The organism is Streptomyces sp. NPDC002265 (assembly GCF_040296125.1).
Taxonomy (GTDB): domain Bacteria; phylum Actinomycetota; class Actinomycetes; order Streptomycetales; family Streptomycetaceae; genus Streptomyces.
Window position 1 is genome coordinate 1 of sequence record NZ_JBEOWS010000293.1, and the last position, 12,507, is coordinate 12,507.

The following is a 12,507-nucleotide window of genomic DNA, read 5'->3' on the forward strand; positions in this document are numbered from 1 at the left end:
CCGGTGGGGGGGGGGGGGTGGCGCCCCCCCCCCCCCCCGCGGGCCGGGGGGCCGGCGCACCCCCCGGGGGGGGGGCCCCCCCCCGGCCCCCCCCCCCCTCACGCATTGCGTAGCAATGCCACGGCTGCATTTCCGCCGCGTAGCGGCGGCGCGTCGTGTCTGCGGAGCAGACCGCGCGCAGGTGAAATAGGAATACGGATTGGCGTATGGATGCTGCGCCGGGAATTTCCGCGTGTGGCGTCTAAGGCTGGCGGGGAATTGTATATCTCCGGGAGGTCGGCAAACCTGGTCCGGATAATTCCCCGCCAGCTGTCTCTCCTACGAGACGTCTCCAGAATACGGGATGTTCCCCGACGCCGGGCCCCAAGTCAGACTGAGAACGGCCGGGCCCGCGGCACACGCCCGAAGGTTAGGCTTGCACGCGGGAGCCCGCACTCACCTCAAACTTGCTCAGGCCCTATGAGGATGGAGTGACGCAGATCGCGTAGGCGTAGATGGTCCCCGTCCCTGTACCGATGTTGCGGGCGCCGGCGTACCACAGCGTGGGGTCGTTGTTATCGGGCCTCGAGTACTCGGTGTCCCATGGGCCACCGAACCATGTGATACCTCCCCCCGTGGTGACCTTTCCCGGTGGGCAGGTCGCCGTGGCGTTGCCGACTTCGCCCGGGGGGACATCAGTGCCGTTGAACACAACCTCACGGCCGGACAGACCGCCAGACCCTGTTGCGCCTGTGGCACCAGTCGGGCCGGTCGCTCCGGTAGCGCCCGTTGATCCGGTAGCGCCGGTCGCACCAGTGGCGCCTCCACCTGGACCCGTTGGTCCGGTCGCACCGGTAGCGCCTTGGGTGCCGACTCCGGTTGCCCCCGTGGCGCCCGTCGCTCCGGTCGCTCCGGTCGCTCCGGTAGCGCCCGTTGATCCGGTAGCGCCGGTCGCACCAGTGGGGCCCGTGGCGCCCTTCGCACCATCAGCGCAGTGGCGTTCACTCCAGAAGTCTGGGCGGAACGCAGGCTTGTCGTGGTGCTCCCCGTCCCGGCACTCGTCGCCTCCACCACCCACACGGCTCAATACGCTCGCACGGTCTCTGATGCTGTGCGCTACAGCCACGGCCGGGCTGACCAATCCAGTTGCCAGGATGAGTGTGGCCGAGGCGATTGTGCCGCCTTGGATCCACTTGGATCGACGGGGCAGCGGGCCCAATCGGGACGCCCTACCGGGTTCAGACTTCACGAAGGTCCTCCTTCTCTTGATCGATCCGGGACCGCAAGCCCGGAACCGGAGATGATCTTGACCGGTATGCCTTGAAGTGATTGGCGATAGCGGGTGGGGCGCGCAGATCCGTCGGTGAATCAGCGCAACGAGTAAGTCCGCATGGATCAAAAACACTCTTGTGTGATCTCTATGCCGTGCCGCAGCCCCTAGCCGCAATCTTGGAATCGCTCTCCCGGACCTCCAACCGCCGCTGCGCCTGTCAGACGTTCCCGCAAGAGGTCGTTGAGCGCAGCCACCGAAGACGTGGTGCGCCCCGTTGACCGCGCACCACGCAGCCGTGCGGCGGTCCCGCCTCTTCGCTTCCCTGCCTCCCTGCCAGGTCGCAGCGTCCGGCGTTCGGGTCGCGCGGAGGCCGGCTGGCGACGCGCGAGGAGAGGTGGCCGTTCCGATCCCCCGAGGCTCGCCGCCCTACCCGCCCCTACCTCCCTTCCTTTCCCTGGCTTGTGCTGGGTGCGGGGGTGTGCAGAGGGGGATGTCTGGGTGCCGACCACGCCCGAGCAGCATGGTGACCTGCGGAAACTCCGTCAGGTGTCGGGAGAAGACCGACAGTTGTGGTCGGGGTTGTCGGAGGGGTGGCCTGCGGGGTTGTGGGCGTGGTCGGGGGCGGGGCTATCGGATCGTGCCCGTGGTCGGGTGGTCCTGGTCGGGATGGTGGTTCGGGCCGGCTGCTGCCGTGGCTGTACGGGGCGCCGGAGGGTCCGGCGCCTGGTACAGGAGGTGGCGGGCGTGGCGTTGAATCTGGAGGCGGCGGTCGGGGACCGGCTGGCGCTGGCTGTCGTGGCGCAGTACCGGCTGGTGACGACGGAGCAGCTGCATTTGTTGACTGCGGCGGGGGTGCGGATCGAGCAGACACGGCGGCGGTTGATGAAGTTGCGGGAGGAGGGGCTAGTTGAGCGGGTGACGTTGCCTCAGGCGGGGCGGCGGCGGGTGTGGTTCGCCACGGCGTACGGGGTGCAGGTCGCCTCTGAGTGGCCGGAGCTCCGTGGCTTCGCTGCGCCGCGGCTGATCGCCGATCCCACGGCTGCGCGGCTGCGGGTGGCCCACGCCCTGACCGTGAGCGAGGTGGGCCTGTCGTTCGTACAGGATGCCCGTACCCGCGGCGACATCTGCCGGCCGCTGGACTGGATACCGGAGGTCCACCACCCCCTCAGGGGCGGGGAGGCGGTCATCCCTGACGCCTTGCTGTTCTACCGCGCTGGCAGTGGGTCGATGCTGCGGGCGTTCGTCGAGGTCGACCGGGCAACCATGGGCCCGGAACGGCTCGCAGCCAAACTCACCGCATACGCCCGCCTGCACGCCTACATCCCCATGGCGCCGCCTGGCCGGCACCGGCAGGCCGGCGGGGTGCAGACGGAGCCCGACTGGCGACAGCGCTACCCGCTCTTCCCGCGGCTGCTGTTCCTCCTGGACGGCACCGGAGCAGCCGGCGTCGACAACCGGATCAGTGCCCTGAAGGCCGCATCCCGGGAACTGGCCGTCGCGGCGTTCCTGCGGGAAGTCCCGGTCATGGCAGCGCCGCTGGTCGACCTGCTGCGCGACGGACCCTCCGCACCCGTATGGCGACCCGTACGCAACCCTGCCCACAGGGTCGGCTGGATGCACTCACGCACGTCATGAGCGCGCGATTGCGCAGGCCTGCGCAGGGCGCCGTGCAGAGCCCGCCCATAAGCCCGACCACGCATGCGCAACCCCCCAACCACAGACCCGACCATGCAGGCCACAACGTTGCGCAGCCGATTGCGCACCGGTCGCGCAGCCCGCTCCCGCGGGCTGCTTGCGGCGTCGTGACCGGTCCCCTGCCTCCGGTCGCGATCTAGCTCATGCACCTCAGCCTCCCCCTCCATGCGGGAGGCCTTCGCCTTGTCTACCGATTCCTGCAAGGCGGCCATCAAGCCGAGTGAACCGTTCAGTGCACGCGGTGTGCCGGGCCGTTACCGGTCCGGCACACCGTAACTGCGGCGCTTGGCTGAGCCTGTACCGCTCATGAGTGCGCCTGCGGTGTTATCGGTGTCGGCATAATTTGCGCTGACGCTGGCTCATGGTGGGGCCGCGGAGGTCTTCATGGTGTGCGGCATTCCTTTTTGCCTCTCGGCTTGGGCGGGGCGTCGCAGATCCACAGGTCGCGTTCTGCCATGTCGCGGTTCCAGTCGGCCACCCTGAACGTCTGGCTGGACTGGGTGAGCTTCTGGTTTTGGATACTGCTTTCGGGGACATCGACCCCCTCACGGAGCTGCTTGAGGACGTCGGCGGGACGGCGATGCGCACCTTTCACGCCGACCGCCGTGGCCACGGTGAAGAGCGCGTCGCGGCCGGTGGCCTCGTCGCTGTTGCCTGTCGCCGAGAACGCGACGTAGCTCAGCTTCACCCCCTCATACGCGCCTGGGTAGGTCTGCGCGTTGATGCTGGTGCTCTCGATGACCGTGTTGATGTCCGCGGCCAGCACAGGCATTTTGTGGTTGCTGTCAGTGCCGCAGGTTGTTCTCACGTCGTCCCAGAGGCGGGGGAGCTGGGTGCCGCGCGCTGCGTAGAGCACAGCCCCGCCCGCCTTGTAGGTGTCGCACATCGCCTTGGCCACCTTGAACCCGTCGTCGGATGTGGTGTTTCCCTGCTGCTCCCGCAGCACGACGGACGTCACGTTCTTGCCGTTGTGCGGCTCGGCGAGCTCTGCCATGAGATCGCTGCGCAGGTTCGTGCTGTACAGGTCGTTGTCGCCGTAGACGACAAGGACGCTCTTGGGTTTGGTCTTCAGGATGTGGGTGACCATGGCGCGGGCCATGATCCGGTTGTCCGGCTGGGTTGGGAAGTAGCGCTGGTCGTAGGCCAGGAAGTCTCCGGTGGCCGCCGCGCTGACGACGGGAAGGTCTGTGGGGAGCAGGTTGATCGCGTTTACGGTCTCCTGGTGGCTCTGGGCGATCCCGATCACCGCGACGATGTGGGGGTCGGTTCGGGTGAGTTCCGCGATCTGCTGGGCGACATCAGGGCCCTTCTGGAAGGCGAACCCCGTGTTCGCCACGAGCATCCGGATGCGGACACCTCCCGGCACGAGCGCAGCCTTCTCGTTCTGGTACTTCTGCGCGTCGAACGCGCCTTCGAGCTGCATCACGGCGGACGGGGTGATCTGTCCGTTGTTCCCGTGGGGGTTGGAGGTGAGCGGTGCGACGAATACCACCGTGACGTAGCTGGAACCACCGCCGCCCATGGCCTTGTCCGCTTCGACGACCTGCTGATTCTCTGCGTCGATGCCCTTCTGAAGATCCCGGATCTTCTTCTGTTCGGGCGCGGTGGTGAACCAGCACTCCTGCCCGCCCAGATCGACACCCACCCGGGTGGAGCTGTCGGCATCGTGCAGGCCGGGACACTTCTCTGGATCTGACTGCCCCACGTACAAGCAGGCGGCGATCGCAACGGGAGGAATCGTCACCGCTGCCACCAGATTGCGACCCTGTAGGCGCCGCGAGACGGGTGCGGGCCTGAAAGGCTTCACGGGCAGGACTGTAGGACTCTTGGCATCCTTGAGCTCCACCTTCAGGGTCCTGGTGGGCCTGGCAAGCCGTACACCCGGGCGCACCTTGCGGGCGGCGGCCGGGACGGAGACAGCAGGCTGCAGCGCCGCGCTGGTGCCGGCCGCCAGCACCAGTAGCGGTGCGGGCACCCGGCGGGCACACGCGGCGATCTCTGCGACCAGCTGACCGGCCAGCGCGCGCCGCTCGGCGTCCGTCTCATCCGGTCCGAGCAGGACGAGCAGCAGGAGCGGGCCGGTTGGGGGCCGTCGCCACGGGCGGCGCGCCGGCTGCCTTTTCGCGCTGCGCAGATCCCGCAGCAGGGCTTCCACCAGCAGTCCCCGCCAGCCGCCATTACCGGGCTCTTCCCTGCCGGTGAGGGCATCCATAAGGCGGTGTCTCCATGGCCGCCGGTCCCGCCGGAGCCGGCCGAGGCGCTGGCCCGCTCCGGAGTTCACTGTCGGCTTCCGGCCGCCAGCCCCGCGCTCACTGGTTGGATGCCCGCCGGGCAGTTCCCTCTGATCCGCTTCGGCGGAGCACTCCTTCACCACGCGACGGCAGAGGTCATAGTCGCGCAGTTCGGGCTCCCCGGCACCGGCAGGGCCGCTGAAAGAGTTCTTCAGACGTGCTGCCACCTCATCCAGCAGCTGCCCGAAGCCGTCGCTGCCCGCCGCATCAATCCTGCTGAGCAATTCGGCGTCGATGACCGCGTGCGGGACCCCTGCGGCGCTGAGCCTGTCGGCGTAGGCACCGACGAAGTCCACCGCGATCTGCCCGTCACCACTGACGACCTTCACGACCGGCAGCTGGCGGCCGGGCCGGGCCACCGCAAGGCCATCGATCGTCTCGATCAAGGAGACCGCATCCGCCACGTTCCGAAACCCGGGAACGTCTGAGCCCGCCGGTGAAGGACCAGGAATCTGGGAGGTGTTCTCCTCCCTCTTGCTGTGCCCACCCGTGTCCCAAGCCCGAGGAGCATCCTCTGCTCCGGTGCCGTACTCGGGCTTGACCTGCATTGACACCTCGGGAACAACCTTCTGCTGCCGTTCGAGGAGCTTGCTCTGCTCGCGGAGCTCGCCGACCTCGTCTAGGAGCTCCAGGGTCTGTTCACGCTGCTGGTCGAGTTCCTTCGCGGTGCCGCGGACAGAGTCCTGGGCATGGCGCAGGCTTTTGTCCTGCTCGGCGACCTGGATTTGAAGAGTCGGGCCGGCGTCCTCGGCGGTTCGTGCACCCCGCTCCTGTTTCAGCTGCTCCGCAAGGCGGGCTAGCTGTTCTTCGATGTCGGACAAGCGCGCCTCATCGAGCTGCCGCGCATGCTGATGGTCGAGGCGTAAGCCGGCGACCTGATTCTTGTAATACTCGAGCCGGACACCAGGGGCGCCACTGGCAAGTTGTGCCTGTTCGCATAGAGTGTGCAGCTTCTTGTCGTCCTCGTCCGAGAGAGGTATGCCCTGCTCTGCGAGGAGATCCCGGATAGCGGAGAGAACTTCGCGGGGAGCGAATCGCTCCCCGCTCAGATACCGGGAGAGGGTAGACGCACTGACGTTCAGGGCCTCGGCTACCGCCTTCTGGGTCTGGCTGGTGGCCTTGCGATAGCGGTCCACTGCGTCCTTCAACGCAGCCCCGTACTTGGCCGCGGCCGCTCCCACAGCCGGCGTCCCGGATTCGTCCAACACCCTGCCCCCCGTTCGACAACGCCGTCCGCTAACAGCGCAGTTGCCCGATTATGGCCTATGCGATGACACCCAGGGAAACGCTCTGCTCAGAAGCCAAAGGTTGCCAATCTGCCGACAACCGACGTTCCCACTCCCGCAAGATCACCCCCTCCTCGAGGGTGGAAGGCAGTGCGCGAGTCCCGCTCCGCACACTGCCCGCGGACCGTCCGCAGGGTGCTCACAGGAGGGGAAACTCCCTATGTCCGACAACGACCGCCAGCCCGAGACCCAGCGGCCGGCCGCGCAGGGGCCCGACCCGGTGCAGACGCTGCTCCTGGTCCTCGTTGTCGCCCTGGTGCTGGGCGGCACCGGCTACCTCTGCCTGGCTCACCCCTCGCTGACTGCACCCATCGCGGCGGTCGGCGGCGTCGGGGCGGCTCTGGCCGCAGCCTTCGGCATCGCGATCCATAAGCGATGAGTGCCTGTCCGAGTCCCAGGATGCGCGGGCTCGGTTTTTGAGCAACTGCCTTCTGACAGCTCGCTCACAGCAGACCGGCTGGGGGCCCACCTGCGGGTGGGCCCCCAGCCGGTGCGACCCCACATCTTCGAGTACGGGCGGCGGCCTGCGTCTTGACGACGCACTCCGCAAGGTCGTCCGCGTCAGGCTTGCGAGACAGTCGTTGAACCTCCCCAATCTGTCAATTTTATTGACAGATTGGGCTACCGTAGATCCATGACCGTACTCACCGAGAACTCCCCCGAGTTGATCGCCGGGGACCTCGCCGTGGCCATACACCAGGGGTCAATCCGCGACGGGGAGCGGCTGCCGTCGCAGGCCAAGCTGGCCCGCTCGTACGGGGTTTCGTCGGGCACGGCGGCCGCGGCGCTGGCGAGGCTCGCTGCGGCCGGCCTCATCCGGACCGTGCCGGGCAGCGGCACGTTCGCCCTGACGCGCCAGGACCTGGTGGAGACGAACCCGGTTCTCGATGTCCTGGCGGCGGCTTCCGTCTGCCGGACGCTCGCAGGTATGGAGTCCGGCCCGGGCAAGCCGGACTCGTCGGCCCTTGCCGTCGGTGGGGGCTCGCACCGGGAGTCGGTGTGGGAGGACGAGGAGACGATGCCGTCGCGCCGTCTGGACGTCGGCGTCCTGGCCGGGCTCGACCGGCACGTCCTGCGGTGGATGAGTGAGGCGTACGTGTCGGCCGCCCGCGCTCTGGTGGCGCACGGTGTGAGCGACGCCGACCGGCACCTGATCGAGTCCGCCCGCGCGATCCTGCGCGACGGCGGCCGCCGCCCCAAAGACCAGCCCGCCATCGCGCGGGCGGGCGGTCCGCAGTCAGCCGACGAGGACGCCGTCCTGCGGATCTGGCCCGAGCGCGGCGAGCCGCGCGACCCAGGCGGCCCGCCGTTCTAGGCCCGCCCTTCCCACACGTGCACTGAGCATGACCGGGCGGCCGTCCACTGCCAGGCGCACGGCCGCCCACCCCCAGTCACCAGAGCAGTCCATTGACCAGGAGGACCACCATCGTGACCCTCACTCTTCGCCCCCATCAAGTCGAGGCAGTCGACGCGGTGCTGCACCGTCTCTCCGAACACCCCGGGCAGGGCATCCCGCCTGAGGGGCTGCGCACCCAGGTCATCGCCGCGACCGGGTCGGGCAAGACGCTGATCGGGGTGGAGTCGGCGATCCGTCTCTCAGCGCGGCGGGTGCTGGTCCTGGTGCCCACCCTGGACCTGCTCCTGCAGATGGCCGGCGCGTGGCGGACGGGCGGCCGGCGCGGCGCCATGATCGGTGTGTGCTCGCTGCGAGGTGCGGACAGCCAGGGTCTGCCCTGCACGACGGATCCCGACGAGCTGATCGCGTGGACGGCCGACGACGAGACGGTGACGGTGTTCGCGACGTATGCGTCGGTCGGCATGGGCACCCTCCAGCGCGCGCACGCCGCGGGGCTGCCGGTATGGGACCTGATCGTCGTGGACGAGGCACACCGGGTCAGCGGGGACGGGTTGAAGCCGTGGGCCGCCGTGCACGACCAGATGCAGATCCCGGCGGTGCGGCGGCTGTACATGACCGCCACGGCACGCGTGTGGGAGGCCGACGGAGACGGGCAGCGGCCGCGGCTGGTGGCGTCCATGGACGAGGACTCCCCCGTGTTCGGGCCGGTCGCCTACAAGCTGAAGCTGTCCGAGGCAATCCGTATGGGGCTGGTGGCGCCGTATCAGGTGCTGTGCCTGGACATCCGCGACCCGCATCTGCATGCCGCGATGACGACCGAGGCGACCGGCTCCGACGCCGTACGCGGGGCCCGCCTCGCGGCCGTGCAGACCGGACTCATGCGCGCGGCCGTTGAAGAGCGGTTCCGGCGGGTGCTCAGCTTCCACAGCCGCGTCAACGAGGCGGAAGCCATGGCGGCCGCCGTGCCCGTGACAGCCGCCCGGCTCGCCGAGGACGACCCCGACACCTTCCCGCCCGCCGGGCAGGTGTGGTCGGCGTGGCTGTACGGCGAACACGCCCCCGCCCACCGCCGCCAGGTCCTGGACGAGTTCGCCTCCGACTACCTCGAGGGCCCTGGCCTCGATGGCACGGACGTACGCGCGGAGCTGCGGGTGCTGTCCTCGGTGAGGGTGCTGGGTGAGGGCGTCGACACCGCCGAATGCGATGCCGTCCTGTTCGCCGACGCCCGCGGCTCGATGGTGGACATCGTGCAGATGGTCGGGCGCGCCCTGCGGACGCGTCCGGGGGTGGGGAAGCTGGCCACGCTGATCGTGCCGGTGTTCCTCGGCGAGGACGAGGACGCGAACGAACTCCTCACCTCCAACGCCTACGGCACCCTCGCCAAGATCCTCGGAGCGCTGCGGGCCCACGACACGGACACGATCGAGGCACTCGCCGACCCTCGCGTGCGCAACGCCCGCCCGCAGCCGGACACGGACGACGACCACGACCAGGACGACCACGAGAACAACGGGGACGACGGGGACGACGGGGACGACGGGGACGACATCGTCCCTCTCAGCGCGGCGGCGGCCGGCGTGCTCAGGTTCAGCGAGGAACGCGACCCCGCCGCCCTCGCCCGGTTCGTCAGGCTGCGGGTCATCGACCCCGAAGCCGCGTACTGGCGGCGCGGCATCGAGGTGGCCACCCGGTGGCTGCGCGAGACCGGCAACACCGAACTGCGGGTGCCCTACACGTACGTCACTCCAGAGGGCTGGGGTGCGGTCGGTTCCCATCCGCTGGGGGTGTGGATCGCGGACCAGCGGAGGTACTACACGGCCGGGACCCTGGAAGCCGCCCGCGTTCAGCAGCTGGAGACGCTCGGAATGGTGTGGTCGGTCCAGGCATCCGCGTGGGAAGCCGGCCTCGCCGTCGCCCGCGCCTACACCGACACACACGGACACCTGCTCCCACCCACCACGGCCGTCTTCGACGACTACCCCATCGGGACCTTCATGAAGAACGCCCGCGCAGCAGCTCGCAAGGCCGTTGAGAACGCCCGACGGCGGGCGAACGGGGAGACGGGTGTTTCCTACGCCGGTGAACTGCCGGAGTCCCGTATGGAGGCTCTGGCTGATCTGGATCCAGGATGGTGCCCGGTATGGGAGGTCAGCTGGCAGCGGGGGCTCCGGCTCGCCCTCGCCCACGTGAAAGCGGGCGGCCCACTCCCGGCCGGGCCGGGGGAACTGATCATGCAGGGCGAGGACCTGGGCGTGTGGATCGCGGGGCAGCAGGCTGGGTGGAACAGGCTCATGCCCGCACAGCAATGGCTCCTGGAAACCATCGGAATCGAACCACCGGCCGAAGGCGAGCCAGTGCCGGGCGCGTCCCGGTCGCAGGAAGCCCGGTGGGCCGCCAGTCTGGCGGCCGCGCGACAGTTCCACACAAGGGAGGGTCATCTCCTGGTGCCCCGCAAGCACCTTGAAACGGTCGTGGGCGACGCGGGTGGCAGCGGCCGGGAAGAAGTCGTGAAGCTCGGCGCCTGGGTGGACAACGCCCGCCGCAGGGCAGGAAAGCTGAGCGACCAGCGCCGGGCCGACCTCGATGCTCTGGGTATGCGCTGGTAGCCCAGCACTCGCACTGCGGCTCGCCCCAGGTGACGAGCCGAAGCACGGTAGATGTCACCAAGGCGGACGTTCTGTCACCAGAGTCGCTGGAGAGGTGCGCTGGGTGTAGCTGAGTACTTGAGCTGGTGGGTGAGCGTCACGATGGCCAGATGTGGGGTTCGTGTGCGTATGGGTAGGGAACGCGAGTGAGTGCTTCACCGCGAGGAGAGATGTCGGCGCACTGCCGCGAGGGTTCCCGTGCCGAGGGCCAGTAGCAACAGCGCGAGGCTTATGAAGATCACGGGATTCACCCAGCCTGGGGCCAGCTCGGTTCCCACGCCGTCTGATGTGACGCACTGTGCACCGACCGGCAACCTCCATTGCGTCACTATGTGATCGCCAGGTATGCCCTTCGCCGCGCACATCTGATCCGGGTCCAGGATGTAGAACCCCGACATCACACCCCACGAATACGCGCCGAACGCCGCCGCGCTGCCCATGACCGCTACCAGAACGCAGGTGGCGACGCTTGGCAGGCGCCCGACCAGCGCCAGTTGCTGCCTACAGACCCGTCGGACCAGTGCGACGGCAGCGCCCAGGACAACGCAGGGTGCCAGGAACGGCGCAAGGGCCAGAGAGAGAAATAGAAGACCACCCACGCCTACCCAGACATCGCCCAGGCAGGACCGGTTCCATCAGTCCTCCGGAGCTGACCATCGGGGCCGCTGTGCAGTTGAGGCGACCGGCAGAACGCCGAAGCCGGTGACATCCACCGTGCTTTGCACGCCGTTGGTGACAAGTAGCACGCCGGCCTTGTGACAAGCAGCGTGCTTCACGTGATCAACGTCGCAGGTCAGTGGACGCTGTTGGTGCCAACTATGGTGCTTCGGCTCAGGTGTCACGGCCCGGTCTTCCACCTGGCCACCACCTCTCTGGCCGCGGCACCACTCGAACCACGTAGCGCGGTGAGGGCGGCGATCGCGGAGACCGTGGCGAGGAGGAAAAACAGCGGTCCGTAGCCGCCGAGCGGCACGGCCAGGGCGGCGCCGGCGAACGGCGCGAGGGCTGCCGCTGTGGTGGCCGGTGCCGCAAGGAGTCCGGAGAGGCGTCCGTAGTCCGTGGCGCCCCAGCGGTCGGTGACGGCGGTGGCCTGCAGCAGGGTGAGGTTGCCGCGGACCATGCCGGCCAGGACCGACACGGCAATGAGCAGGGCGTACGGACCGGGGGCGGCGGCGAAGGCGGCGGTGGTCACTGCGCCGAGCGCGATCAGGATCGTGGTGCGGGCCGTGACGGTGGTGCGGCGTGAGAGGGCGGCGTACAGGGTGCGGCCGAGGGTCTGCCCGGCGCCGCCGACGCCGAGGGCCCAGGCGGCCTGGCTGGTGGTGTATCCGTGTTCCAGGAGGAGGGGGACGAGGGCGATGACGACGGCGTACATCGCGAAGCCGGACAGGGTGAAGGCGGCGGCGAGCAGAAGGAACGGTCTGCTGCGCGCGACTCCGGCAGCGCCTGCGGTCGCGTGTGCGGGGCTGGTGGGGGCGTCGGGCCAGGGTGCGCGCAGGGCCAGGGCGTGGGCGGGGATGGTGACGGCGGCGAGGATCGCGGCGAGCACGAGGTAGGTGTGGCGCCAGGACAGGTGGTCGGCGAGGGCTGCGGTCAGGGGTGCGAAGACGGTGGAGGCGAGCCCGCCGACGAGGGTGACGACGGTCAGGGCGTGTACGTGGTCGGGGGCCCACCATCGGGTGAGGGCGGCGAACGCGGGCTGATAGAAGGTGGAGGCCATCGCGATCCCGGCCAGCGCCCAACCGGCGACGAAGACCCGGATGTTCGGGGCCGCAGCGACGATCAGCAGGCTGACGACGCCGAGCGCAGAGCCGGCGGTCATGACGGTGCGCGGGCCGCGACGGTCGAGGATGCGCCCGACGCGGATCCCGGCGAGGGCGGAGACGACGAGGCCGAGGGAGAACGCCGCGGTGGTGGCCCCGGCCGGCCAGCCGGTCGCGTGGGTGATCTGGGGGTTGAGGACGGGGAAGGCGTAGTAGAC

General features: G+C 69.0%; 7 protein-coding genes. 4 read left to right on the forward strand and 3 right to left on the reverse strand.

What is annotated here, in order from left to right:
• The first annotated feature begins 1,996 nt into the window (after positions 1-1,996).
• Positions 1,997-2,887 carry a replication-relaxation family protein gene (locus ABT085_RS35355; RefSeq protein WP_351617520.1) on the forward strand — a complete coding sequence of 297 codons (891 nt, stop codon included), beginning with the start codon at positions 1,997-1,999 and terminating at the stop codon, positions 2,885-2,887.
• 442 nt (positions 2,888-3,329) lie between these two features.
• Here the strand turns inward: ABT085_RS35355 and ABT085_RS35360 are convergent, their stop codons facing one another.
• Positions 3,330-6,446: a helix-turn-helix domain-containing protein gene (locus ABT085_RS35360; protein ID WP_351617523.1), complete on the reverse strand. Its 3,117-nt coding sequence runs from the start codon at positions 6,444-6,446 to the stop codon at positions 3,330-3,332.
• Between the two features lie 238 nt (positions 6,447-6,684).
• Here ABT085_RS35360 and ABT085_RS35365 point away from each other — a divergent pair, with 238 nt between their 5' ends.
• The 3 genes from ABT085_RS35365 (at position 6,685) to ABT085_RS35375 (ending at position 10,487) form a co-directional block, all read left to right on the forward strand.
• Positions 6,685-6,903 carry a hypothetical protein gene (locus ABT085_RS35365; RefSeq protein ID WP_351617526.1) on the forward strand — a complete coding sequence of 73 codons (219 nt, stop codon included), beginning with the start codon at positions 6,685-6,687 and terminating at the stop codon, positions 6,901-6,903.
• A gap of 255 nt (positions 6,904-7,158) precedes the next feature.
• The gene (locus tag ABT085_RS35370; RefSeq protein ID WP_351617529.1) at positions 7,159-7,839 is read left to right on the forward strand and encodes a GntR family transcriptional regulator; all 681 of its coding nucleotides are present in this window, start codon (positions 7,159-7,161) and stop codon (positions 7,837-7,839) included.
• Positions 7,840-7,952: 113 nt separating this feature from the next.
• Positions 7,953-10,487, forward strand: a complete 2,535-nt coding sequence (locus ABT085_RS35375) for a helicase associated domain-containing protein (protein ID WP_502982877.1) — start codon at positions 7,953-7,955, stop codon at positions 10,485-10,487.
• Positions 10,488-10,681: 194 nt separating this feature from the next.
• Here the strand turns inward: ABT085_RS35375 and ABT085_RS35380 are convergent, their stop codons facing one another.
• Both ABT085_RS35380 and ABT085_RS35385 read right to left on the reverse strand, forming a co-directional pair.
• On the reverse strand, positions 10,682-10,966 hold the full coding sequence (locus ABT085_RS35380) for a hypothetical protein (RefSeq protein ID WP_351617532.1): 285 nt from the start codon (positions 10,964-10,966) through the stop codon (positions 10,682-10,684).
• 398 nt (positions 10,967-11,364) lie between these two features.
• A partial coding sequence (locus tag ABT085_RS35385) for an MFS transporter (protein WP_351617534.1) occupies positions 11,365-12,507 on the reverse strand: 1,143 nt, incomplete at its 5' end.

Coding starts and splice junctions, on each gene's coding strand:
- ABT085_RS35365 (WP_351617526.1), top strand. CDS start 6,685: ATGTCCGACAACGACCGCCAGCCCGAGACCCAGCGGCCGGCCGCGCAG.
- ABT085_RS35370 (WP_351617529.1), top strand. CDS start 7,159: ATGACCGTACTCACCGAGAACTCCCCCGAGTTGATCGCCGGGGACCTC.
- ABT085_RS35380 (WP_351617532.1), bottom strand. CDS start 10,966: ATGGGCAGCGCGGCGGCGTTCGGCGCGTATTCGTGGGGTGTGATGTCG.